Source organism: Endozoicomonas sp. ALB091 (genome assembly GCF_049310265.1).
Lineage (GTDB): Bacteria > Pseudomonadota > Gammaproteobacteria > Pseudomonadales > Endozoicomonadaceae > Endozoicomonas.
In genome coordinates this window covers 666,674-690,348 of sequence record NZ_JBLYNQ010000001.1, presented here as the reverse complement: position 1 = coordinate 690,348, position 23,675 = coordinate 666,674, and the positions used below count along the sequence as shown (strand labels likewise).

The 23,675-nt window shown below is 48.6% G+C and carries 22 protein-coding genes; 9 read left to right on the top strand and 13 right to left on the bottom strand.

Annotation, left to right across the window (positions count from 1 at the left end):
* Positions 1-76 precede the first annotated feature (76 nt).
* The 3 genes from tnpC to tnpA are packed head-to-tail and all read right to left on the bottom strand — an operon-like array spanning position 77 to position 2,340.
* Positions 77-1,648, bottom strand: a complete 1,572-nt coding sequence (gene tnpC, locus ACO6UX_RS02965) for an IS66 family transposase (protein WP_422444698.1) — start codon at positions 1,646-1,648, stop codon at positions 77-79.
* Positions 1,649-1,666: 18 nt separating this feature from the next.
* Positions 1,667-2,038: an IS66 family insertion sequence element accessory protein TnpB gene (gene tnpB / locus ACO6UX_RS02960; RefSeq protein ID WP_101745387.1), complete on the bottom strand. Its 372-nt coding sequence runs from the start codon at positions 2,036-2,038 to the stop codon at positions 1,667-1,669.
* Positions 2,039-2,040: 2 nt separating this feature from the next.
* The gene (gene tnpA / locus ACO6UX_RS02955) at positions 2,041-2,340 is read right to left on the bottom strand and encodes an IS66 family insertion sequence element accessory protein TnpA (protein WP_422444696.1); all 300 of its coding nucleotides are present in this window, start codon (positions 2,338-2,340) and stop codon (positions 2,041-2,043) included.
* Between the two features lie 236 nt (positions 2,341-2,576).
* Here tnpA and ACO6UX_RS02950 point away from each other — a divergent pair, with 236 nt between their 5' ends.
* Complete coding sequence (locus ACO6UX_RS02950; RefSeq protein WP_422444694.1) at positions 2,577-3,158, top strand: phage integrase N-terminal SAM-like domain-containing protein; 582 nt, start codon at positions 2,577-2,579, stop codon at positions 3,156-3,158.
* Positions 3,159-3,357: 199 nt separating this feature from the next.
* Here the strand turns inward: ACO6UX_RS02950 and ACO6UX_RS02945 are convergent, their stop codons facing one another.
* Positions 3,358-3,564: a hypothetical protein gene (locus ACO6UX_RS02945; RefSeq protein WP_422444692.1), complete on the bottom strand. Its 207-nt coding sequence runs from the start codon at positions 3,562-3,564 to the stop codon at positions 3,358-3,360.
* A 15-nt stretch (positions 3,565-3,579) separates the two neighbouring features.
* Here ACO6UX_RS02945 and ACO6UX_RS02940 point away from each other — a divergent pair, with 15 nt between their 5' ends.
* Positions 3,580-4,923 (top strand): transposase, encoded by a 1,344-nt coding sequence (locus ACO6UX_RS02940; RefSeq protein WP_422444690.1) that lies wholly within the window; start codon positions 3,580-3,582, stop codon positions 4,921-4,923.
* Positions 4,924-4,979: 56 nt separating this feature from the next.
* On the opposite strand, the gene ACO6UX_RS02935 is transcribed toward ACO6UX_RS02940, so the two are convergent.
* The gene (locus ACO6UX_RS02935; RefSeq protein ID WP_422444688.1) at positions 4,980-6,152 is read right to left on the bottom strand and encodes an ISAs1 family transposase; all 1,173 of its coding nucleotides are present in this window, start codon (positions 6,150-6,152) and stop codon (positions 4,980-4,982) included.
* A 184-nt stretch (positions 6,153-6,336) separates the two neighbouring features.
* On the opposite strand from ACO6UX_RS02935, the gene ACO6UX_RS02930 reads away from it, so the two are divergent.
* Positions 6,337-6,513, top strand: coding sequence for a hypothetical protein (locus ACO6UX_RS02930; RefSeq protein ID WP_422444686.1), 177 nt, complete (start codon positions 6,337-6,339; stop codon positions 6,511-6,513).
* A gap of 554 nt (positions 6,514-7,067) precedes the next feature.
* Here ACO6UX_RS02930 and ACO6UX_RS02925 read toward each other — a convergent pair.
* Positions 7,068-8,423 carry a transposase gene (locus ACO6UX_RS02925; protein WP_422444684.1) on the bottom strand — a complete coding sequence of 452 codons (1,356 nt, stop codon included), beginning with the start codon at positions 8,421-8,423 and terminating at the stop codon, positions 7,068-7,070.
* 109 nt (positions 8,424-8,532) lie between these two features.
* On the bottom strand, positions 8,533-9,012 hold the full coding sequence (locus ACO6UX_RS02920) for an RHS repeat-associated core domain-containing protein (protein WP_422444682.1): 480 nt from the start codon (positions 9,010-9,012) through the stop codon (positions 8,533-8,535).
* A gap of 269 nt (positions 9,013-9,281) precedes the next feature.
* Between ACO6UX_RS02920 and istA the strand changes: the two genes are divergently transcribed.
* Both istA and istB read left to right on the top strand, forming a co-directional pair.
* Positions 9,282-10,811 carry an IS21 family transposase gene (gene istA, locus ACO6UX_RS02915; protein WP_422444748.1) on the top strand — a complete coding sequence of 510 codons (1,530 nt, stop codon included), beginning with the start codon at positions 9,282-9,284 and terminating at the stop codon, positions 10,809-10,811.
* An 11-nt stretch (positions 10,812-10,822) separates the two neighbouring features.
* Positions 10,823-11,566 (top strand): IS21-like element helper ATPase IstB, encoded by a 744-nt coding sequence (istB, locus tag ACO6UX_RS02910; protein WP_422444680.1) that lies wholly within the window; start codon positions 10,823-10,825, stop codon positions 11,564-11,566.
* Positions 11,567-11,570: 4 nt separating this feature from the next.
* On the opposite strand, the gene ACO6UX_RS02905 is transcribed toward istB, so the two are convergent.
* From ACO6UX_RS02905 to ACO6UX_RS02885, 5 genes are all read right to left on the bottom strand, one after another.
* Entirely contained in the window at positions 11,571-11,747 is a 177-nt protein-coding gene (locus ACO6UX_RS02905; protein ID WP_422444678.1) for an RHS repeat domain-containing protein, read from the bottom strand.
* Entirely contained in the window at positions 11,744-11,899 is a 156-nt protein-coding gene (locus tag ACO6UX_RS02900) for an RHS repeat domain-containing protein (RefSeq protein ID WP_422444676.1), read from the bottom strand. Before ACO6UX_RS02900 ends, ACO6UX_RS02905 begins: the two co-directional genes overlap by 4 nt.
* 334 nt (positions 11,900-12,233) lie before the next feature.
* On the bottom strand, positions 12,234-14,066 hold the full coding sequence (gene glmS, locus ACO6UX_RS02895; RefSeq protein WP_422444674.1) for a glutamine--fructose-6-phosphate transaminase (isomerizing): 1,833 nt from the start codon (positions 14,064-14,066) through the stop codon (positions 12,234-12,236).
* An 88-nt stretch (positions 14,067-14,154) separates the two neighbouring features.
* A complete protein-coding gene (gene glmU, locus ACO6UX_RS02890; protein WP_422444672.1) occupies positions 14,155-15,531 on the bottom strand; it encodes a bifunctional UDP-N-acetylglucosamine diphosphorylase/glucosamine-1-phosphate N-acetyltransferase GlmU in 1,377 nt (458 codons plus the stop codon).
* A gap of 341 nt (positions 15,532-15,872) precedes the next feature.
* Complete coding sequence (locus tag ACO6UX_RS02885) at positions 15,873-17,591, bottom strand: endonuclease/exonuclease/phosphatase family protein (protein WP_422444670.1); 1,719 nt, start codon at positions 17,589-17,591, stop codon at positions 15,873-15,875.
* Positions 17,592-17,836: 245 nt separating this feature from the next.
* Between ACO6UX_RS02885 and ACO6UX_RS02880 the strand changes: the two genes are divergently transcribed.
* The 4 genes from ACO6UX_RS02880 to ACO6UX_RS02865 all read left to right on the top strand — a co-directional run bounded on the left by ACO6UX_RS02880 (position 17,837) and on the right by ACO6UX_RS02865 (position 22,502).
* On the top strand, positions 17,837-18,577 hold the full coding sequence (locus ACO6UX_RS02880) for a TrmB family transcriptional regulator (RefSeq protein WP_209278052.1): 741 nt from the start codon (positions 17,837-17,839) through the stop codon (positions 18,575-18,577).
* 362 nt (positions 18,578-18,939) lie between these two features.
* Positions 18,940-19,848, top strand: a complete 909-nt coding sequence (locus ACO6UX_RS02875) for an outer membrane protein OmpK (protein ID WP_422444668.1) — start codon at positions 18,940-18,942, stop codon at positions 19,846-19,848.
* Positions 19,849-20,031: 183 nt separating this feature from the next.
* A complete protein-coding gene (locus ACO6UX_RS02870) occupies positions 20,032-20,988 on the top strand; it encodes a hypothetical protein (RefSeq protein ID WP_422444666.1) in 957 nt (318 codons plus the stop codon).
* Between the two features lie 176 nt (positions 20,989-21,164).
* On the top strand, positions 21,165-22,502 hold the full coding sequence (locus ACO6UX_RS02865; RefSeq protein ID WP_422444664.1) for an OprD family outer membrane porin: 1,338 nt from the start codon (positions 21,165-21,167) through the stop codon (positions 22,500-22,502).
* Between the two features lie 399 nt (positions 22,503-22,901).
* Here ACO6UX_RS02865 and deoD read toward each other — a convergent pair whose 3' ends face one another.
* Positions 22,902-23,603, bottom strand: coding sequence for a purine-nucleoside phosphorylase (gene deoD, locus ACO6UX_RS02860; RefSeq protein ID WP_422444662.1), 702 nt, complete (start codon positions 23,601-23,603; stop codon positions 22,902-22,904).
* Between the last annotated feature and the right edge of the window lie 72 nt (positions 23,604-23,675).

Genomic DNA, 23,675 nt, shown 5'->3' with positions numbered 1-23,675 from the left:
ACAGCGTTCTTCATTTTAAAGGCTATATCTTCTGATTCGTATTTGGGTAAGCGTCCAAGCAGGGAGCAGACTCCCCCTACTTGTCGAGATCGGCTTTTAATGGATTGGCCCCGAATTTCTCTTTCCAGAGTCGCGGTATCAGTTCCCTGATATCACGGGCCGGGTGGAGGCTGATGCGTTGGAGAACATCAACCAGGTATTTGTAGGGATCGATGCCCGCCAGCTGGCAGCTGGTGATCAGCGTCTGGAACACGGCAACATTGTCTGCGCCTTCTTCCGTCCAGCAGAACATCCAGTTCTTTCTTCCCATCGGGATGCAACGAAGGCCACGTTCAAGATGATTGGTGTCTATCGCTACCGTTGGATCGTTCAGGTAAACCTGAAGCTCTTTTTCCCGCTTGTGAACATAGCCCAGTGCCTTGCTCAGAGGGTTGCTGGGAACCAGGTCAAGCCGTCTCAGCTGCTCCCGGTTCCATTCAAAGAACTGGTCAACCAGGGGTTTGGCTTTTTGTTGGCGATAATCACGCAGTACGTCGCCTTCCAACCCCTGACGACGGATGTCATCTTCAACCTTGTACAGTGCGCCGATCTGTTTCAGGGCTTCTTTGGTCGCTTCGGGTTCCGCTTTTTCTGACTTGACGAAATAACGTCGGCTGTGTGTCCAGCACTCGGCATGAGTGATCTTTGGGTATTTCGAGCAAAGGCTAGCGTAGCCGGGGTAGCCATCTGTGAGTAATACCCCTTCAAATTCTTTCAGGTAAGGCTCAACCACATCACAGGAGCGGCTGTCGGAGTAGATAAAGGCTATTTCTTCGTGGTCGCCATAAAAGCACCAGAAGTAGCCTTTTTTCATTTTACCCTTACATTTCAGCCCAGCTTTTGAGGGTGTTTCATCCAGTGCCAGGGTGTGACTTTCAAGGCAGCTGTTCAGTACTTCATGGGCGACAGGTTGTAACAACTGGCCAGCACGCTGCTCCAGATTGGTCAGCGTGCCACGACTGACGGTGATACCGCTGGCTTCCAGTCTCTGATGTTGACGGTAAAGCGGCAGGTGGTAGCGGTATTTCTCAACCAGCAGGCCAGCTATAAAGCTCACATCGGCAAAGCTGCGGTCAAACAGGCCGGAGGGGGCTGCCGCCGTGCTCAGGGTTTGGTCTGCCTTATGGCGAACGACGTCCCTCTGGTATTTCAGAATAACGTAACTGCCCGGTCGCTGCGCCAGACGATGGGTATATTTATGATCAATGATTTCATACTGGTCGGCGTCTTCACCCTGCATTTCAGGAGCCGGAATATGAATCAGCTCAACAGGTACACCTTCCGTGAAGCGCAATCCCTGATCGGTAACACAGTCATCCGGCCTGTGCTTCTTTCTGCGCTCATAGGTGATGGTTTCTGTTTCCGGAACTTCTGGAGACTCAATGTTCTTGAGGATCTCCCCGAGAGCCAGCTGGTCCGGGTTTTCTATCAGTCTCTTTTCCGATTTTTCACCAAACAGCTGTTGTTTAAACCAGGCCAGCTGATGTTTGAGGGACTCGTTTTCCTGCTTCAGGTGTTCGTTCGCAGATTTGTGTTCCTGCAACAGCACCTGCAACTGCTTGAGCAGCTGCAGGTGAGAGGGTTGATTGGCAGGAACAGGAAGATTCATAGCCCTTGAATGTAGCTGCTATTCAGAGGTTGTGCTGTTCGATGTATCAGGTTTTACATAACGTTTGTGATAGCGGATAGAACGGGTATCAATACCGTCAATGATCAGCTTCAGGTCGGTCAATGCCAGCAGTTGTTTAACCGCCTGACCGGCGTGGGAGTGAAACTGACCCTGCTCCAGTCGTTTACTCCAGATGCAGTAACCGCTACGTTCAAAGTACAGCACCTTGCACTGGTTTCGGCGACGATTGATAAAGACGAACAACTGCCCACTCAACGGGTCTTCCTCAAGGGTATTTTTCACCAGAGCAACCAGGCCGTTGTATGACTTCCTCATATCGGTGGGGCGGTTATAAAGCCAGACCCGCACCTGTGATTCAGGAAAAAACATGATCAACGCCGCATACGCAGGGTTACACCACCGGGTAATTCGAGTTCAATTTCCCATGGAGGCAGGTCTGATGGTGTGTTGTGAAAATCAGTTTTAAATTCGAACCAGTCAGGGTCTGGTTGTGCTGGTTGATCAGGCCTTTCGGTTGCCTGCCTTAGTTTGCGCTTCCACAATGTGAAGGTTGACAGGCAGATATTGCGCGAAAGGCAAAAGGCTTTCTGGCTGATGCCGCTTTCCCGCTGTTGATCGATGAGGCCTTGCCACTGTTCAGAAGTGCGGCGGTTTGGTTGTTTTTGATTCACGGCTCGCTCCTGTTTTTAAAACAGGGGTTAGCGTGGCAGACAGATGATGGGTTTTGAAGACGTCCTTAAATAAGCGCTTACGTATTTGGTAATTCGTATATTTTTCGGTCAAGCAACCCGTGTGATTACAGATTGCTTTATTTTCATTCAAAACAACAGGTTAACCATTCAGTTGATTTTCTGCATATACGAACTAGCTTTTACTGTATAAAATTACAGTATCAAGCAGGACTTATATGAGATTACAAGAACGTTTTCAAATTGCCATTCGCTCTACCGGTTATTCTCTGTCTACCGAGCGCAGCTACTGGGACTGGATTAAACGCTTTATAAAATTTCATAAAATGCGTCATCCCGATTTACTGGCTGGCGATGATGTCCGTGATTTTCTCACTTATCTGGTGATGAAAAAGCACGTTGCTGTCAGTACTCAGCAGCAGGCATTGAGTGCCCTGGTCTTTTTGTACAAACAAGTGCTGAGGCGTGACAGTTTCACGATCAATGACTGGCAAAAATCCAAACGCCCCAAAAAACTCCCTGTTGTGTTTTCGGTGACTGAAGCCAACTCTGTCTTGTCCTATCTCAAAGGTACACCATTATTAGTCGCCCAATTAATGTATGGTGCCGGTCTTCGACTGAAGGAAGCTCTGCGTCTCAGAGTTCAGGATGTTGATTTTGGGCGCATGGAAATTACCGTTTGCCATGGCAAGGGTGGTAAAGACAGAATGACTCTGTTGCCCAAGGCGTCTGTTGAAGCATTACGGACCCATGTACTCAATCGCGGTGGTAAAGCGGTTTTAAGCCCGGTTGATCGCTGATAAAAAATGATAAAACATTCCTGAACAGCACTCACGCTACCGCTCCTCTATGCCATTTCCTTGAGTATTAAGGCAGTTGTACTTTACACGACAATTTAACAATAGTTGTATAGGAGTAAAATGTTACCATCGAACTGTTTATCAAAATACCTTTTTAAATCAGGCCACCAGCGGTGACACCGAATACAATTACCGGTTATCAAACAGTAATTAAACGACGAACGGCAACTTCATCCATGGCGTCGCCGGTTCCTGCCAGGGCAACCTCGCCTTGGTCCAGTATCCGCCTGGCAAACTCAAAGAACGGCTCAACCAGCAGAATAGCCGTCTCACCACGGCCACGAACCAGACTAATAACCCTAAATTCAGCGGTTAAACCATCAGCTAAACTCTTACCCTCAGTCATACCGAGGGCTCACAGATGGTTCGTCCACCAAAACCCGCTCACCCAAAGGGTGAGCTGTCAGAAATGAAAAAAGACCCCTTGTCGGTCACGCTCGAAGTCGATTCTTTCGATGGAAAAATTCATGTTGAGTGGGAACCGGAAGCTTCGGTCACTCCAATGGGGCAATTGGCTTTTTTTATCCAATTTTTAAAAACGGGCCATCGATTTGAACCCTGGGTCAATGATTGCCCATTGACCTATAAAAGCCCCAATGCACCTCAAAAAGTTGATGTGCTCGGGTCAATAATGCTCTCCATACTTTCCGGCCATAAACGATACGCACACATTGGAACCATTATTGGCGACAACGTTAATGCACAGCTTCTTGGCATGAAAAAAATTGTCAGTGACGATTCCGCCAGACGTGGTTTGAAGAAAATTGATGAGCAGCAAGGCGTTGAATGGATGCAAAAACATCTGCACCTCTGCTTTGATCCACTGTTAACCATTCCATGGATTATGGATGTCGATGTGACTGTAAAAACCATCTATGGAAATCAGGAAGGTGCAGAGAATGGTTACAACCCATATAAAAAAGGAAGGCCATCCCACACCTACCACTCCTACATGATGGCCAACTTAAAATTGATACTCGAAGTTGAAGTCAGGCCGGGTAATGAAAGTCATAGTAAATACTCATTGCCAGGATTAATGGCGTTATTAAATCGTTTGCCAAAATGTTGCTGGCCTGAATTTGTTCGTGGCGATTGTGATTGGGGAAATGATCGAGTGATGTGTGAATTGGAAAGCGCGGGCTGTCATTATCTTTTTAAAGTTAAAAAGCATGACAACGTCAAGAAAGCCATATGCCAAGCGCACTGCAGCGGAGGCTGGACAAAATATGATAAGCACTGGGAAGGCAAGGAATCGGTTATTAAATTATCAGGATGGAAAAAAGAACGGCGTATTATTATTGTACGCAGACGTCGTCCTGAAAACGAAATGCTGGTCCTGGAAAAAGAATTAAAAGAGCGTCAAACAACACTGGCTTTAATTGAAGAACCGGACAATATAAAAGCCTATGAGTACTCAGTACTTGTCACTTCACTTGATAATGATGTTGTCTCCATTATTAACCATTATCGAAACAGGGCTGACTGTGAAAATAATTTTGATGAAATAAAAAACCAATGGGGCTGGGGCGGATACGTTACGCAAGATTTGGCAAGATGTCGCATGCTAGCGAGAATGGTAGCTTTAATATACAACTGGTGGACGCTTTATGTTCGTTTAAGTAATCCTGAATCCCACAAGGAATCTATTACCAGTCGTCCATTATTAATGAGTTCAATTGGAAAGCTCACCAGGGCTTACGCATGAAGAGAATGGTTCTCATTAACTCATTCACTCGAGCATAAAATGCACAATATTTACTATCAACATCCATGATTAACAGAAGTGAAGATGAACTGTTCAAGTAGTTCAGTCAGGTAGGAGTCATCCCAAGCGCAATCATTGCGCCTGCGTCGAATACTGCCCTTTCCCACACGATCCATCTTAAAAATATTGAGTGCCAGACGACGCAGAGTCGATAAGTTTTCAGCTCCATTTTCATGTTTGGTTTGACAGGCATCTTCATTAAAGGAGACGTCCAGCACCCAATGAAGCTTATTTTCGACTTCCCAGTGGATCCGGGTTGCATTGAGCATTTCATGCGCAGACATGGATTTACTGCTGATATAAAAGCGTAAAGCCGTTGTCACCTTGTTATTGATGGTCCTGTCTGCCTGAACAACTCCGAACTGCTTGATGCCCTGCCATTCTGCATGTGTTGATAGAAGGTTCAAATCAGTAAAGACCCAGCAGCAGCGGTACTCATGGTGCCCATGGCCTTTATTTTCCTGTTCAGCAAAGACATCTGATAGTTCATCTTTAGGGTTTAGCTCCCAATGCTTCTCAACTGCTTCCTGAATATCCTTCTGCAAGGTTTCCTGATTGCCCTTTACAGCCAGAAGATAGTCAGCCCCTTGTTCAATACACGTCGATGCAATGCTTTTTTGGCAACTCATTGCATCAGCAGTGATAAGGGCTCCTTGCATGTCAAGAGCCTCCATGAGTGTAGGAACTGCGGTAATCTCATTCGATTTGGAGTCTACTTTTTGTTGTCCTAACACTAATCCAAGCCGATGGCTCCAGGCACTAACCATATGTACAGCGCGCTTACCCTTTCCTTTGCCTCGGGAACCTTTAATCGATTTACCATCAATGGAAATAATATCGGTATATTCGCCTTCTGGTAACGCATCTGGGAATGCAGACTTTATCCAGCGTAGAAAGCATTTCTGGAATGATGCTGTGTTGAGATGAGTAAACACGCGATAAAAGGTGTCGTGCGAAGGAATACCGTTAGGTAGCGCTAAAAAAGTCTTGAGCCATCCGAACTTTTTCTTCCCATAAGACTCCATATCCTCCCAGGATTCACCATTACTCATGATGCAACAAAGAGCTATCATCAGAATGTCTATCAACTTGTGTTCACACCGGTTGGGGTTCTTGCGGGAATCTTCTACATCAACCATAAAGGTGATAAGGGGAGCAGGCTTGAGCATCAGTTGTCGTTAAATTACTGAATTCTACTACAGGTCTGCTCAATCCTTTGCATAGTACTAATAGCTAACTTTTGGTGGAAAATAGCAATCTAATTGAGAATGAGAATACAGGCGCGTAAGCCCTGGAAAGCTCACCGAATCAGGTAATCAAAAGAAAATAAAATTGACAAGCCATCATCGTTTGATGAATAAAATTGCTGAATTACAAAGCCAGCTGTGTGATTTTCTTGATTCAATTAAAAGTATTGCACCGCAGTTGAGTTCATTTCAGCCCTGGTTTCGCATTCTAACGAAAGCGACCTCAAAATTTTTGAAAAATGGTCAGGTTATTGCAGATCAACCATTAATCAGCTCGGGGTAAATGCTGGTATAGAGTTCAGTTGAGAGGTTCAAAAGCTATCCCTGCGGGCATGGCTCAGAGGTGATCAACTGCTTAATTTAGGTTGATGGACCCCATCCAATAACTGCACCTGATAAGGCACCTGCACCTCGAGTAATACCAGCAGCCCATACGCCACCAATTGCAGAACCTACAACAGCCCCCAAATTTATGTTGGTATTATTACAAGGGTCTTTATCGATATTATTTCCAATAACCTGACCTAGGAGGTTGGTTCCACCACCAATAAAAGCAGACGTACCAATACCTACTCCACCGAAGAGCCCCGTTGCTGCGCCAGCAGCAGCCCCCAAACTGCCTGCAATTAGAGCATCAGTAATACTCGATCCAGTTGCTAATGCGCCAGTGAAAGCTGAGACACCACCTATCCAGCTACTCCCGATGAATACACGTCAGCTGCCACAACCAGAAAACTGACATACTCATAATTTCTGAAAACACAAGAGAACCCTCAACTTTCGCTGCTAAGAAAAATAACTATCATCACCCTGAAAAATTCTGGCTATCTTGCCAAATCATGATGTGTCAAAAGCTATCTTTTGTGCTTTAGCACCATGGGCAATGGCTTTAAACAAACTGTCCCAGCTATCAATCATTAACGTGAGAAAGAAGCTGGTGATTTTCCTCCATAATCGCTTTCGTGTAGGCTTCTTTGGTTTATTTAAAGCCTGCTGAAATTTTGGACAAGAAAATTCCTGAATCTGATCAACCAGGAATGCGAGAAAAGTAAGGTAGGCGAAATTCGTAGCCAGATGTTTTTCGCCATGACCGTAATTGTGTTCAAGTTGATAGCCTTGATTTTTCAGGGTATTAAACGTTTCATTTTCAATGCGCCATCTACAACGGCCTCCTCGCATCACGGATTCAACGGTATCATCGGTTAATTCAAGATCAGTTACCCAGCACCAGACATGCTGGATCCCTTTTTTGTCGATTTCAATGTAATCCAGAACATTAACCCGCTCTGTTTCATCCTGAAGATTGAGGGGGACGTTATTGGCGTAGCGGAATTTATGAGTCGTGTTATTTTTCTCATCAACGATTTTGTGGTGATGAACCTGGCCTTCGTCATAAAGGGCATTCATGGCCTCAATAAGCGACACATGGTTACCATCTTTGGCCACGATAATATAGTGCCAGCCATGCTCTCTGATCAGAGCAATGGTAGGGTTGTCCGCATATAGACCATCCAGAAGAATCACCAGTTTCAGGCGTGGATGGTCATGTTTTGTCTGCGCCAGAAAACGTCTTATTGCCGCTTTTTCACAATCATTTTTTGTGGAACCATCCTGTCGGCAAATTGCTTCCGGCGCTAAAGGAATGACGGTTTTTCTGGAAGGGTGGACAATACAGCCCCCCATAATATTGTGGTAAAAGGTTTCACTTTTTTTGCCCTCGTTTTTAATGCAGCAGTCATCACAGCGGCAGGTTCCCGAATAAAAGAGACCCGTACCATCAATAGGAAGCAGATAAAGATCTTTCAACTTGCCACATTCGAATGCATAAGCTTGCAGAGCACCATTGCGCTGAACGACAGAAAACAATTCTTTAAACGGCGTCTTCAACCCGAGTGGATTAACCGGGTCAACAACCTCTCTCATTCTGGTATCGGAGGGAACTTTGCCATCTTTTACGTGATAGAGCTTTTCAAGATTATGACAGCAGATTTCATCAAGCCGCTCTTCATCAAACCCTAATAGTGAATCGAACTTTTGATGCATCATCGCAAAAGCAGATTTCAGAAAGTTAGGAAAGGGTATCACGCATTTATTTGGACGATGATCTGGAATGCTGTCGAAGCATTCTGATACCTTTTTTATCAAGTAAGAAGCACTGAATTGCCTGACATTTTTCTGAATAGCCGTACCCATGACTGACTCGACGACAATGATTGAGTAATATGCAATTTTAGTCGAAGAATTGTGCGGGCATGATTTTTTTACCTCTTCTGTATCTCTCGTGGCTGTAGTGCTTCAGGATTCATCGGGAATTACTGCCACCTATCATTCCACCAATAGCGGCACCAGGTAATCCAATTTCCCCTGTGGGATCAATATACATAACAGGGTTTCCACCTGCATACACGTATGCATTCAGCCCCCCGCGAAGCCCAATCGGATCACTCTGAAAATACCGCCCAGTTCCCGACGCATAATCCCTGAACCGGTTGTAATACAACCCACTCTCACCATCCGCATACTGCCCGGGGAAGCGAATATTAAACCCAAGGCTTTCACCTCTGGTGATATCCGCAACACCATACGGCGAGAGGTTGGTTGCCCAGACAGTGCTGCCAGCCTGATCCGCCATGGCTCTTGGCGTTGATAGCTGATCTGCATGCACATCATACACACCATTCGTTGTTTTGTACTGCAATGGTGCAAAACCAAGGGCATAACGATACTGTTTGACCAGTGCATTGTTACTGTCGTATTCGTAGCCGTAATCGATACCGTGCATATTCTGGCTAATCGTGAACGCTCATTCTGGCAAAGCGTGAACACGAATTCTGGCCAGGCGTGAACATGGATTCTGGCTGATCGTGAACATTTTTGCCCGATTTCCAGAATCGCGTTCACGACTCCAGAATTCATGTTCACGACACCAGAATCGTAACGGTAACGTAACTATTTCCCTTTCTTAAGCATTGATTTCGTTCAACTTGTGCCGCTCCCCTTAACTCTCAATCAAAAGGAGCAGCGGCCATGCCAATGGAAACGAGGTTACCAATGCGTAAAATCAGGGACATCTTGCGACTCCGGTTCGAGTGCCGGTTAACCATCCGACAGATCTCTGTCAGCCTCAGAATCAGCACGGGTGTCATCACCAAATACCTGAACCTGTTCAGTGAATCCGGGCTGAGCTGGCCACTGCCGAATGAGATGGACGATACGTCACTGATCAACCAGCTCACTCCTGAAGCCATTAACCGCCGATATCAAGGGCTGATTGATCCTGACTGGATCGATATTCACCGTTCCCTCAAACAAAAGGGAATGACCAAACAGGTGCTCTGGGAGGAATACTGTGACGTTTACCCCCACAGCCATTACAGCTATGCCCAATTCTGCCATCGCTACAATGAGTGGCGCAAAAAGCAGAAACGCTCCATGCGCCAGGAGCACCGGGGCGGCGAAAAACTGTTTATCGACTATGCGGGTCTGACCGTCCCCATTGTCAGCCGTGAAACCGGCGAAACCGCGCCAGCACAGATCTTTGTTGCCGTGCTGGGGGCATCCAGCTACACCTATGCTGAAGCCAGCTGGACCCAGGGCCTGCAGGACTTTCTCTGCTCCCAGGCCCGGGCGTTTCAGTTCTTTGGCGGCGTGACCCAGTTGCTGGTTCCGGATAACCTGCGCAGCGCAGTATCCAAAGCCTGCCGCTACGAGCCACAGATCAACCGGAGTTACCAGCACCTGGCCGAACACTTTGGCACCTCCATCATGCCTGCCAGGCCTTACAAGCCGAAAGATAAGGCAAAGGTAGAGGTCGCCGTGCAGGTCGTTGAGCGCTGGATATTAATGCGCCTGCGCCATACTACGTTCTTCTCGCTGGCGGAGCTGAACCAGGAAATACGACGCCTGCTGGAAGACCTCAACAACCGACCTTTCAAGCAGCAACCCGGTTGCCGTCGTACGCTGTATGAGCAGCTGGATCAACCGGCGCTCAGGCCCTTACCCCGGGAGGCATTTGAATACATCGAATTCAAGTATGCCCGGGTCAATATTGACTACCACGTGCAGTATGGAAACCACTCCTACTCAGTGCCCCATCAGCTGGTACGTGAGCAGGTGGAAATCCGGGCAGGACAGCAACTGGTGCAGATCTTCTACAAGGGGAAGCCGGTAGCCAGCCATCCCCGCAAATGGGGAACCGGCTTCACCACCCGCACAGAGCATATGCCAGAGCGCCACCAGAAACAGCAGCAGTGGACACCGGGACGACTCCTGAACTGGGCGAAAAAGCTGGGCCCCGACGTCCTGTGGTTTACTCAGCAACTGCTCGATAGCAAAGAGCATCCGGAACAGGCTTACCGTGCCTGTCTTGGACTGCTCAACATGGAGCGTGAATACGGCGCTGACCGATTGAATGCGGCCTGCCACCGGGCCAGAAACACCGGTGGTCGGCGAGTTGCTAATGTCCGTTCGATCCTCCAGTCCGGATTAGACAAAATCCCGCTGAACAAGGCAGAAACCAGCGACGATGATCGTGTGACCAGAAGCCATGAAAACATTCGCGGCGCCAGCTTTTACCAGTGAGGAGCGAGACCATGATCAATCAAAACCTGACTCGCCTTCGCAGCCTGCGCCTGGGAGGCATGGCGGATGCCCTGAACCTGCAGAGTGAGCAACCCGGCACCTATGAAGGGCTCAGCTTCGAAGAGCGGCTGGCCCTGCTTATTGACCAGGAGGACGCGGACCGCAGCAACAAACGACTGGCCCGGTTACTGAAAGCAGCTCGTTTCAAACTGGCAGCCACCCTGGAGGATATTGATTATGAGCAGCCCCGGGGGATTACCCGTTCCCAGATGGCCTCACTGATACCGGGTGAGTGGCTGAGCAAAAACCAGAACCTGCTGATCACCGGACCCTGTGGAACTGGCAAAAGCTGGCTTAGTTGCGCCTTTGGCCACAGTGCCTGCCTGCGCGGTTACAGTGTGCGCTACTACCGGACCTCCCGGTTGCTGGAAGCCATGACCATTGCTCACGGTGATGGCAGCTACAGCAAGCTCCTGCAGCAACTGGCGAAAGTCAATTTGCTGATACTGGACGACTGGGGGCTTGAGCCCCTGACCCAGAGCCAGCGCAATGACCTGTTGGAGATTATGGATGACAGGCATAACCAGAGTTCTACCATCGTCACTAGCCAGCTACCGGTATCGAAGTGGCATGACAGCATCGGTGACGCGACGCTGGCTGATGCCATTCTGGACCGGCTGATTCATAACGCCCACCGGTTGGAACTCAAGGGAAAGTCCATGAGAAAAAATCAGACCAAAACTGGAGGGTCGTGAACACTCAGGCTACAAATAAAGGAGGGCAGTGCTTGGGTAAGCGGAGGTGTTCACGCTTACCAGAATTAGCGTTCACGTTTACCAGAATATGCATACCGGCCACATCGGTGTAGTTCTGGCGGGTCAGCTGGCCTGCGGCATCGTAATCCCAACGGCTGGTACGACCATTGGTTTTGCTCAACGGATGACTTTACCTTGTGCATCCACCTGGAGCAGCCGTTTGGCGGTATCATGCTGGTAAGTAGTTTCAATGCCTCGCGGGTCGGAGCTGCTGGTCAGCAGGTTATTAGCCCGGTAGGGGTGCCAGGCACATTGCGAGAGTACTGAGTTCACACCCTTCGATACTTAGACAAGCTCAAAACTCAGGACGAAAAGAGTGGAACCAAAGAAAGGTTGAAGTTATTTAAGGACTATTATTTAGCGCTATTGAGGAGGAATAGGGGCTCCCATGATTAACATAGAAGCCAGCAGCGCTACACAGGCTGCTCTATTTCTTTCCACCCTGTGTCAGCAGTTGTCGGAGTACAAAATAGTTTGATCAGTTACCTTAAAGCTTGATAATTCTGGCTGTAGCCTTTTGTTTATCCGCCTTCTGTGTAAATTTCGGCCTGTTTTTTTATCAAACTATAGTGTCAACCTACAACATTACTGCCACCAAATACCCGAATTATTCAACCGTCACACTTTTGGCCAGGTTGCGCGGCTGATCAACATCGGTACCCTTGATAATCGCCACATAATAAGAGAGCAGCTGCAGGGGAATGGTGTAAAGAATCGGGGCAACCACTTCCGGCACCTCGTCCACTGGCAGAACCCGGACACCTTCGGTCTCGGTCAGGTTGGCCTGTTTATCCGCAAAGACAAACAGCTGTCCGCCTCTTGCCCGCACCTCTTCCATATTGGATTTCAGTTTTTCCAGCAGGTCGTTGTTCGGTGCCACCACAATCACCGGCATATCGTTATCGATCAGTGCCAGTGGGCCATGCTTCAGTTCACCGGCCGCGTAGGCTTCGGCATGGATATAGGAAATCTCCTTAAGCTTCAAAGCCCCTTCCATGGCGATGGGGTACTGGGTACCACGGCCCAGGAACAGACTGTGATGCTTATCGGCAAAGGCTTCCGCCATGGCTTCAATGTCATCACTCAGGGCCAGGGTACTCTTGAGGATGTGTGGCAGATTCCGTAATGCTGAAACAACATTGGATTCCTGTTCCGGAGTCATTCCCGTATGTCGGCCAATGGCCGTCACCAGCATCAGCAGTGCCGTTAACTGGGTGGTAAATGCCTTGGTGGAAGCCACGCCAATTTCTGCACCGGCCCGGGTCATCATGGCGATATCCGATTCCCGCACCATGGAAGAGCCCGGCACATTACAAATGCTCAGTGAAGCCATATAGCCCAGCTCTTTCGCCAGTTTCAATGCCGCCAGCGTATCGGCGGTCTCACCGGACTGGGAGATGGTGACAAACAGGCAATCCTCCGGCACAAAGAATTTCCGGTAGCGGAACTCAGAGGCAATCTCAACACGGCAGGGAATACCCGCCAGCTCTTCAAACCAGTAGCGAGCCACCATACCGGCATGGTAACTTGTACCGCAGGCGACGATTTGCACGGCACGGGTTTTATTGAGGATCTCCTGACCTTCTTTGCCCAGGATATCGAGATTCAGCTGATGCTCGCCCAGTCGACCTTCCAGGGTATTGGCGATGGCTTCCGGCTGCTCGTGGATCTCTTTCAGCATGTAGTGGCGATAAGGGCCTTTATCACCAGCATCATGTTCAATGTCGCTGTCCCGGGCATCTCGCTCAACAGGGTTGCCAGCAGCATCCAGAATCGTCACCCCGTTGCGGGTCACTTCCGCTACATCGCCTTCTTCCAGGAACATGAATCGGCGGGTCACCGGGAACAGTGCCAGCTGGTCGGAGGCGATAAAGTGTTCGCCAATACCGACCCCAATTACCAGTGGGCTGCCGGAGCGAGCGACCACAAGACGTTCATTGTCGTTGCAGTCCATCACCACCATGCCATAGGCACCTTCCAGCCTGGCTACCGCTTTCTGCACGGCGTCGAGCAGGGAGTCACTACCCTTGAGTTCCAGGCTGACCAGATGGGCAATAACTTCCGTATCGGTATCCGAGGTAAAGACATAGCCTTCGCCCTGCAGAAACACTCTTAATGCTTCATGGTTTTCAATAATGCCATTATGAACAACGGCAATATGATCTTCTGATACGTGAGGATGGGCGTTACGCTCACTGGGTGCACCATGGGTGGCCCAGCGGGTATGGGCAATACCGGTGCCGCCCCGAAGCGGGTTCAGGGAAACTGCTTCGGCCAGCTCAGATACCTTGCCGGTACGCCTTTCTCTGTGAAGTTCGCCATTGTCGTTAATAATAGCGACACCTGCTGAGTCATAGCCCCGGTATTCCAGACGACGAAGCCCTTCCAGCAGAATATCTGCTACATCTCTTTGCGCTACAGCACCAACAATCCCACACATAGTTGTCGATCCCCTGGGTCATCATAAAGGTTGCAAAAATCATCAGGGAGTGGATGACCTGAGAGTCATCTCCCCCTTCCTGTAAATCTCAGTCTTTCTTTACCGGGCGCTGCCAGCCTTCGATATTGCGCTGCTTGCCACGTGCCACGGCCAACTGATCATCGGGAATATCTTTGGTAATGGTGGAACCAGCACCGGCGGTTGCACCACGCCCAATGGTCACAGGAGCCACCAGCGAACTGTTGCTGCCGATAAAAGCGCCATCGCCAATCACCGTCCTGAATTTATTGACACCGTCGTAATTGCAGGTAATGGTGCCAGCACCAACATTCACCTCATCGCCAACTTCAGCGTCGCCCACATAGCTGAGGTGATTGACCTTGCTGCCTTTGCCAATCACGGTTTTCTTGATTTCCACAAAGTTGCCGACCCGGGCTTTTTCCTTAAGTTCGGTGCCTGGCCTCAATCGGGCAAACGGGCCAACCTCACACCCGGCAGCGACAACCGCATCTTCAAGAATGGAGTGTGCCTTGATAATGGCACCTTCCCCGATAACAGAGTTGCGAATCACACAACCGGGTTCGATATAAACGTTATCCGCCAGCTCAACCTTGCCTTCGAGAACCACATTGATGTCCAGGGTAATGTCATGGCCAGTCTTGACGTCGCCACGAATATCCAGACGATGTGGGTCAATGATCGTGACACCATTCACCATCAGGTTATTGGCCAGCTGCTGTTGCCGGGCACGTTCCAGCTCCATCAGCTGGACACGACTGTTAACACCTTCCACTTCAATTGGGAGCTGCGGCTGAACGTGAATGACCGGGGTATCTTCGGTCACGGCCATCGAGACAATATCGGTGAGATAGAACTCATGCTGGGCATTTTCATTTTTCAGGCCATTAACCCAGCCACTGACCTTATTGCCGGGAATGGCCATGATGCCCGTATTCACTTCATTGATGGCCAGCTGCTCCGGGCTGGCGTCCTTATCCTCAACAATGGCCTGAATATTGCCAAAACCATCGCGGATAATCCGGCCATAACCGGAAGGGTTGGCCAGGTTAATGGTCAGCAGGCCGAGGCGCTCACCGTTACTGGCCGCCAGCAGAGACTGCAGGGAAGAGGAGTGAATCAGGGGAACGTCGCCATAGAGCACCAGCACCACATCGGCACCTTTGCAGCCCGGCAGTGCCTGCTGCACAGCATGGCCGGTACCCAACTGCTCTTCCTGTACCACCCAGTTAAGATCGTAGTGGCCCAGTGCCTGTTTTACCTGCTCTGCGCCGTGACCAATCACCACATGAATCTTGCCGTCACCGACTTTTCTCTGCGTGTGCAGGGCACTGAGGATCACATGCTCCAGCATGGGCTTGCCAGCGATACGATGCAGCACCTTTGGCAGTTTGGATTTCATGCGGCTGCCCTGCCCGGCAGCAAGAATAACGATATCAGCTCTCATGGTAGCCTCGGTCGACAAAGTGCCCCAACGGGAGCAACTGCTTTATAACTGTTTCGTCTGGTAACGTAAAAACAAAAGCACTTTCAGGTATCAAGCCTGATAAATCGGAGTGTTTTTTGGGAGAAAAATACCAGAACAGAAATTATGTTTTTCTGAAATGTCAGGAATATTGAACGATTGGAGTCATTGGAATAACTGTCACAGTTATCCAACCACTGACTCCTGAATGCTCGAAAATCTACTTCACTTCAGTAGGTTAATCACAGTGCGTAAAAAGACAACCCTTTATGTCATAAAATAATTGACAACAGCGCAAGCAACAGCAGTACCGACAGCACGGTTTACCCGATGTTTGACCTGGGTATTCCGGAAACAGGATTCATACTTTGCCTGACCACTTTTTCCAGCCGGTCAAGCTCATTCACAATCACTGGTTGTCTTTTATAATAAGTCCTGCATTCAGCAATTCTGCACAGGGGATTGACGCCTGAGAACTCTTCGTCAATTGTATGCTCACCGGTCTGATCACTGATCAGGCGACCATAGTCAAACTTCAATTGCTTCACCAGATCCCTGACCTCTCGGGTGGTAAAATTCTCCGGCTTCAGGCGGGCAATGGCCGCAGAAAAACCTTCCGCTTCCCGGTAGATAACAGAAACCGGCAAATGGTCAGATAACCCGCTTTCCAGATCATCAGCAACATCCAGCCCCAGTTGCCGTATTTCGGTATGGGATGCCCATTTTTTTTCAATGTCCCTGTAGACCAGCTGGCGGTCATAAATACAGTGGCTTGCCACCTGGGGATGTGCTTTCCAGCGTTTGCTGCCCCACGGGTAACGCACTTTGTTTCCGGCTCCGAGATACCATGACCCATCCGGCTCACGACGATCTGCCGTCTTGATGGCTGCCTGGTCGCTATTGACAAAAAATGACTCGCTGCGCTCAACCAGCCGGGTATCATTTTCTTCATCATGGGTCTCGTAGTAACTGTCAGTAAATTTTTCCCCCAGTGCTTTCCTGCCCTGTTGATACTGTTCGTTTTTAATGACCCTCCCCTGCTCATCTGACCGGGCAATGTTCAGGTCTCCCATCAGGAAGATGCCATGATGGTGTCTGTTATTCCGCCTGTCGTTATCGCTATCCGCCTCAACCCACCGTCTGATCTGCCTCAACTCGCCAACGCGGATCGCATCATAGGTTTGACCGTCCTTAGCCTGAAGGTGGGTATTGTAAACCACGGCCGTTTTATCGTTACCGAGATCCAGTACGATGCGCAGCAGCCCTTTATTGGCCAGCTGGTCTTCTGCGGCCAGATCAGAGAAAGGCCGGAATGACACCTCCTGTACGGAATATTTGCTGGCAATGGCCAGGCCACTGTTCAACCCGGTTTCCCGGGGGGCAACACTGTGCACAATATGATGGTAGTGGCCACTGAGATCCTGGCAGAGTCGCTTCGCCGCCTGCTGGTCAAACATCTCCTGGAAGCAGACAACATCAGGGATAACGTCAGGATTGCAGGTTAATGCTGCGGCAATCTCCCCACTGCGCTGCTGTGATGAGCGCAGGTCGTTGAGATTACGGATAAACGACGGCATCAGACCAGTGTTGTAGGTCATCAAATGCAGACCCTGCTCAGGATAATAGACGGCAGGTGGCACAGAAGACTGAATCAGGGAAATGTCCTTCCTGAACAGGTTGCCAATCATGCGCAGGGAGAACCCCAGGATTCCCAATGCCAATGAAGGCACCAGAAATAAGGTGACGGCAGTCACCCGGGCTACTTTCCTGGCCCACAGTGGTACATTTTTCGTCTGTTTTTCACCCTCGGAAGACGGGCTGCTTTTGCCGGGTTGGTCATGGGCAAACAGCCTGGTTGCCGAATCGGCAACCAGAGAAACCGGTCGGGACAGAAACCGGCCAAGGTAATGGCAACCACGGCCAAAGCGGTTGTGAGAATAAACATAGTGATTATCTCTGGAAACATAATCGGTCTGAGCTTGCGCTGGCCGGACTTCAGGCATGAAATCTCCACGGGTTTGTCTGCTGCTTATATCAGCCATCGACAATTACGCTCGCCACTTAAAAGACTGTCGCACCGTTTTGCCTCCAAACTGCCTGCACCATCGAAAAAATACGATTCCCGGATATTTTTTCAGCAAGAAACAGTAAGAAGGCTATTCTTGCCCAAGGTCAGAAACCTTTGGCGTGCCGGGCTGGTTGCCAATCCTCCTGCCCTTGGTGAAAATGCGGGTTTTCTGACAGGCACTGTTTATGACTCCGACCACATTAACCCGATACCCGTGCTATGAATCTTGATACTCTGGAAAATCTTGGTCTTAGCCAACGGGAAGTCAGTACTTATCTGGCCCTTTTAAAACTTGGCTCAGCATCCATCCGGGATATTGCTGCGCAAACCGGCATCAATCGTGGCACCACCTACGAAACCCTGAAAGACCTCGCTGGCAAAGGTGTTGTCAGTTACTTCCCGAAAGGTAAGCGTCGTATCTTCTCGGCTGAACCTCCGGAAAAGCTGCTGGAGCTGGCGGAGGAAAAACGACAGTCTCTGGACACTACCATTGAAGAGATGAAGCTCAGGCTGATCCCGCAACTGAACCATCTCAAGCCGGATTTCAGTGCAGGGAATGTCCGCTTCTACGAAGGAGACAGTGGCATTGAGTTTGTACTCAAAGACATTCTCAATACGGTAGCCCGGCAACAAGACCGGGAATACAGTGTCTTTTCCTCCAAATTGATTCGCCAGCACCTGTACCGCCCGTTTCCCAACTACACACAGCAGCGTATCCGTAAGAATATCAAGGTGCGGGTGATTGCCATTGGTGAAGGCGGGGAAGATGCCGGACTGTCTGAGCGCAAGTGGATTGACGCCAAAGGGCGCATGGATGCCAGCTATATTGCGATATATCCGCCAAAAGTTGCGATGATTTCCCTGGGTTCCAGAAATTACCCGGTCGCTGTCGTGCTTGACTCACCGGAAATTGCCGCAGCTCAGCAAATTATCTTCGAGACACTCTGGAGTACGCTTTAATTGGCCACTCTGGATTGATCGGGCAGCTGGCAAGAATTCATCAAAATCTTTTCTATACTTGTCACACATCGGGCCTGTGTTACTAGTACATGGTTTCAATGAGTTTGAGGTGTACAATCTCCGTTCACCCTGAGCGTCCTTCGGCTCCGCTCAGGATGCACGGACGAAGGGTGCTTGGCACGATCTATCAGAGTCCTGAGTTTCCGCCTTTAGGCCCTATGGGTCCTTCGACAGGCTCAGGACGAACGGAGTGCGGTGGCACGGCAACCCGTCAAACTCGTTGAAACCATGTACCATGAGGTTTCACAGGCTTCCCTCTTCAATGTCACTGCTCACTGTTGAGTCTGAAACGGAGTCTGATTGTGAAAAGCTACTGCCTGAAATTATGGTGGCTGATCTGTGTCGCCGCTCTTGTTCCCCTGCTTACTCCCACCGCCCTGGCCACAGACCATAACGATGGAACGCCCCTCAGTAATGACTTCAAGTGGATGAATCTGAACCTGATGTATGCCTACAAAGAGCTACCTCGAAAAGAAGATGAAGCCAATGATGGGCATGACTATCTGGAGCTGGAGTTTGGTGGGCGCTCAGGCATTCTTGATCTGTATGGGTATGTGGATGTGTTTAATCTGACCAACCGGGATAACAGTGATAAGAAAGACAAACCCAAAATGTTCATGAAGTTTGCTCCACGGTTATCACTGGCAGGGTTATTTAATAACTTGCCCTGGGGGCCGGTGACAGATATTTACCTGGCTACCCTGTTTAACTGGGGTGGCGGTGGTGGCGCTAACTTCGACCCTGTCAGCAAAAAAAATATTCCGGGAGAAGATGCTAACAGCTCATTCTGGGGTATTGGCTCCGACCTACAGGTTCCCTGGTTTGGCAAGATGGGGCTCAACCTCTATGGATTTTATGATCTTAACCGAAAAGAGTGGAATGGCTACCAGGTGTCTACTAACTGGTTTACGCCATTTTATACCTTTCAGAACGGCTCATTTATCAGTTACCAGGGATACCTTGATTATCAGTTTGGAGGTAAACAGAACAAGACTCTCTATCCCAACAGTAAAAATCCTGACAAGGATCATGCAACCAGCGGTGGGGCAATGTTCAATGGTCTTTACTGGCACTATGACAAGTTTGCACTGGGTTATGGTTTAAAACTGTATTCAAATGTTTACCTGATAAAAGATGGAGGTAACGCATTTGGAGCCAAAACCAAAGCAAGCGGCACCAGCCATTTCTTTGCGATCAGCTATAAATTTTAATAACCATTGCTGATAATTCTATTCCTTTCAGTTTATCCGGCAAGGATGCCAGCCTTGTAGAATCCCTATTCAAATCGATAATTCATTGCTTACAGAATACTTGCAGGATAATTAACTCATAAAGACACAAGTACCAGAGAACAGATGTTATATTGGAGACAACTCTTCCCGGAAGTCATCTTTATGCAGTCAAAACCGGCGTGCACAGCAGTTACGCAGCATAAATCCTGGCCGAAACTGATCATCAATGCCTTATTAGCTTCTGTGCTTGTTGCATTGGCTTATTTCTGGGTCTCACAGGAAAACCAGAAACCCGGTTACATTTATGATAAGACTTACAAGCTGACCATTCTTAACACCAGTGAGCTTTCCCACGAATATGACAATGGAAAGTCAAACAGCAGTGATCAACTGATTCAGCGGCAGGCGCTGATCAATAAAATACGCAAAGAAGTAGAAGCCGATGGCGGGAAATTATTGTTACTCTCCGGAGGAGAACTCAGCACCAATGATGACATCCTGAACCTGAAACAACTGAACCAGCTGGGCTATAACGCCATGGCGGTGAGCCCATTGTTATTTGATGAGCCGCTGAACAATATTCGCAATCAGGAAGCCGCTGCTGACTTTCCTTTTTTGTCCGCCAACCTTTATGAATCTGAAACAGGCCGCCCCGTGTTTGATGCCTACGCCCTCTTTGACTTCGATGGGCTACGCATTGCCGTTATGGGGATTACCAGGCCGGGCGCTGTTAATGATGTCGTTTCAGAGTACCGCCGGGGTATTGAACTGATTGATCCGGCACTGGCAACGTCAGAGCTGATACCCTATCTGAGAAGACAGGCAGACATCGTAATTGTTGCCACTCATGCCATCCATTACCCAAAACTGATCAGATCTGGTAGCAAGCCAGTGTTTCCGGTAGCCAAAATGGAAGGTATTGACCTGCTGGTAGGTAATAGTGCCCTACCCCACCATGAGTCTTACCATAGGAATGAAACCGGTACATCTTTAAATGCATCTGAATGCTGCTCGGCCATTAAAAGAATTGATCTGGAATTTCGTAATGGGGAGTTAAAGAAAATAAACTCATTAAAAATCAATCTTATTAGCCAATTAGAATCAAGACCTGGCTATTGAGTACATCATTTAATTTAGACATGGTTATTAATGAGACCATAGTAATAAAATATTTTTTTACATTCGCTGAATCAAACACCATTATCTTATTCTATCGGTTAATTTCTCTCAGCTTCTGATAAAGCATCTATACTTGCTCTACTCAATCACAATCATTGATTAAGCAGGTATCTATTTTGACCCGTTTAAAACCCTATTTATTATCTTATGCTGTTGCACTTTTCAGTGTGCCTGTTATAGCCAGTGACAGTTATGATTCATTTATCAGTGATGCCAAAATCGATGGCAAAGTACAGAGTGTATTTTTCGATGATGAGAATACCACTGACAATATAACCAAAGGTGCATGGACAGGTGCTGTATGGCTTAATGCAGAGACCGGCTACCTTGCTGACGTTGTCAGTGTTGGAGGCTCGGCCTACCGGGTTGCCAAATTGGATATGAAGCATGGTAATGCCACCTCCAGCAACCTGCTGAATGCTGATAACGAAGGCTTTGGTAAAATCGGTCAGATATGGGTGGGTTTCAAACTGCCCGACAGCTATGAAGGCCTGTCTGCCGATGTCAAAATTGGTCGTCAGCTGCTTGAAACCGGTCTGGTCACCATCTCAGGCTCCCGTTCGGTTCCCAGTGCCTGGCAGGGAGTGGATGCCAGTGTTGCAATGGACGGTTTCAAAGGCAAGATTGCCTGGTTAAATGAAGTTTCCGGAAGAACTCAGTCAGGCTTTCACTCTATTGTGAATGAAGACGGTAATAAAATTGACTGGGTAATGGGCATGCAGCTGGGCTACACCTTTGAATTAGCCAACCAGAACAGCCTTGAACTCCAATACCGTAATGGTCTTGCAGATAACTATTTAACGGCTCATAACGGTAATGTCTGGTTAAAAATGCCCCTTTATGATGGTTCAGAGCTGACTCTTGGAGGGATGTACTTCTATGCCAAACAGGATGGAGACCTCTGGGGAGCAAGTGAGCGGGATGGCTCATTTGAAAAAAAGGCGGAATTAGGAAATCTGAATGCAACCCTCAATAGCGGTCCATGGACATTTAAAGCAGCCTTCAATTATACAAAAGCCAACACAGCATCTAACTCTAATGGTTATCACACTATAGGCCATTACAACTATAACTTCGGTGATAACACCCATGGTGTCTGGGATGTACCCACTTCCGCCAACATATCCGACTTTAATTTCAATAAAGAGAAAGTCTGGCTGATTGGGGCTGAATATGATTTCAGTGATATTGGGCTTGAAGGTTTATCACTGGGTTACAACTTCGTCTATGGATCAGGAATGAAGGCAAAAGAACTGAATGGTACTGCACATGACGTTGCCGAACACGAGCATGACCTGACCATGAAATACAATTTTTCCCAATGGGGAATGAAAGACCTGCAATTCAAACTTGAATATGGCTATTACAGGAATGATGAAGCATTCCGTAAGGCTACCGGTCAGAATGAATCAGAAAAACTGCGAGCCTGGTTAAGCTACAACTTTACTATCTGATCATTGATACTCCATCTGGTTTGTTTTATCAGGCAGCTCTGTTGAGCTGCTTTTTTATCTACTGATTTAATTCACTATTTTCGGTTTTCAGATACTCTTTTGATAGCTGACAGGCACTATAATCAGCGATAATTATCGTTATTTTTTTGTCTTAAATCGGTAGCCTGCCGGAGTTATCAATGAATTTGATGTTCCAAACCCGCCAGCTGACGCCTCCAGCAAACGATGGATACTGGACCTGGTTGTGGAGCAAGAGTGGGTTGACAATCAGTAATCCCTCATGTCCCTGCCGAGCATGGGAACGAAGGGGGAAGGCACAGCCACTGAATAAAGACTGAAGCAACCACCCTTTCACTCCGCTCAAGGTGTGCGGAGGTTTACCTATCAAACGCATTGAAATTACACCAGGGACTTCAGGGCAACTTCAATCATCTCATTGAACGTTAACTGACGGTCTTCCGGTGGCAGTGCTTCTCCGGTACGGATATGGTCACTAACGGTACAGATGGCCAAACCCTGTGCGCCAAACTCAGCACATACGCCGTACAGGCCAGCCGCTTCCATCTCGACACCCAGTACACCGTATTTCTCCATGGTATCAAACAGGGTTGCATCCGGGTTGTAGAACAGATCCGCAGAGAACAGGTTGCCCACTTTCACCGGCAGGTTCATGGCACGGGCAGCATTCACGGCATTTTCCAGCAGCCCATAATTGGCAATCGCCGAAAAGTCGTGGTCCCGAAAACGCATGCGATTCACTTTGGAATCTGTACAGGCACCCATACCGATCACAATGTCGCGAACCTGAACGTCCCTGGAAATAGCCCCACAGGAACCGACGCGGATCAGGCTCTTAACACCGTACTCGGTAATCAGCTCTTTGTAGTAAATAGACGCCGAAGGAATGCCCATACCAGACCCCATAACAGACACCCGGACACCCTGGTAGGTGCCGGTAAAGCCCAGCATGTTACGCACATCCGTTACCTGTTCGGCACTTTCCAGGAACGTTTCGGCAATATGTTTGGCACGCAAAGGATCCCCTGGCATCAGGCAGACATCAGCAAAGGCACCGGGCTTGGCATTAATATGAGGTGTCACGGTTAAATCCTCGTTCTCGATAAAACACGACGATCAAAGTGCATCAGGGATGGTTTCCTTGACGCGGATAAG

Coding starts and splice junctions, on each gene's coding strand:
- tnpB (WP_101745387.1), bottom strand. CDS start 2,038: ATGTTTTTTCCTGAATCACAGGTGCGGGTCTGGCTTTATAACCGCCCC.
- ACO6UX_RS02940 (WP_422444690.1), top strand. CDS start 3,580: ATGGTTCGTCCACCAAAACCCGCTCACCCAAAGGGTGAGCTGTCAGAA.
- istA (WP_422444748.1), top strand. CDS start 9,282: ATGCGTAAAATCAGGGACATCTTGCGACTCCGGTTCGAGTGCCGGTTA.
- ACO6UX_RS02885 (WP_422444670.1), bottom strand. CDS start 17,591: ATGGCTGATATAAGCAGCAGACAAACCCGTGGAGATTTCATGCCTGAA.
- ACO6UX_RS02925 (WP_422444684.1), bottom strand. CDS start 8,423: ATGGGTACGGCTATTCAGAAAAATGTCAGGCAATTCAGTGCTTCTTAC.
- ACO6UX_RS02945 (WP_422444692.1), bottom strand. CDS start 3,564: ATGACTGAGGGTAAGAGTTTAGCTGATGGTTTAACCGCTGAATTTAGG.
- ACO6UX_RS02880 (WP_209278052.1), top strand. CDS start 17,837: ATGAATCTTGATACTCTGGAAAATCTTGGTCTTAGCCAACGGGAAGTC.
- ACO6UX_RS02935 (WP_422444688.1), bottom strand. CDS start 6,152: ATGCTCAAGCCTGCTCCCCTTATCACCTTTATGGTTGATGTAGAAGAT.
- ACO6UX_RS02930 (WP_422444686.1), top strand. CDS start 6,337: ATGAATAAAATTGCTGAATTACAAAGCCAGCTGTGTGATTTTCTTGAT.
- ACO6UX_RS02920 (WP_422444682.1), bottom strand. CDS start 9,012: ATGCACGGTATCGATTACGGCTACGAATACGACAGTAACAATGCACTG.
- tnpC (WP_422444698.1), bottom strand. CDS start 1,648: ATGAATCTTCCTGTTCCTGCCAATCAACCCTCTCACCTGCAGCTGCTC.
- glmU (WP_422444672.1), bottom strand. CDS start 15,531: ATGAGAGCTGATATCGTTATTCTTGCTGCCGGGCAGGGCAGCCGCATG.
- ACO6UX_RS02870 (WP_422444666.1), top strand. CDS start 20,032: ATGCAGTCAAAACCGGCGTGCACAGCAGTTACGCAGCATAAATCCTGG.
- ACO6UX_RS02950 (WP_422444694.1), top strand. CDS start 2,577: ATGAGATTACAAGAACGTTTTCAAATTGCCATTCGCTCTACCGGTTAT.
- istB (WP_422444680.1), top strand. CDS start 10,823: ATGATCAATCAAAACCTGACTCGCCTTCGCAGCCTGCGCCTGGGAGGC.
- glmS (WP_422444674.1), bottom strand. CDS start 14,066: ATGTGTGGGATTGTTGGTGCTGTAGCGCAAAGAGATGTAGCAGATATT.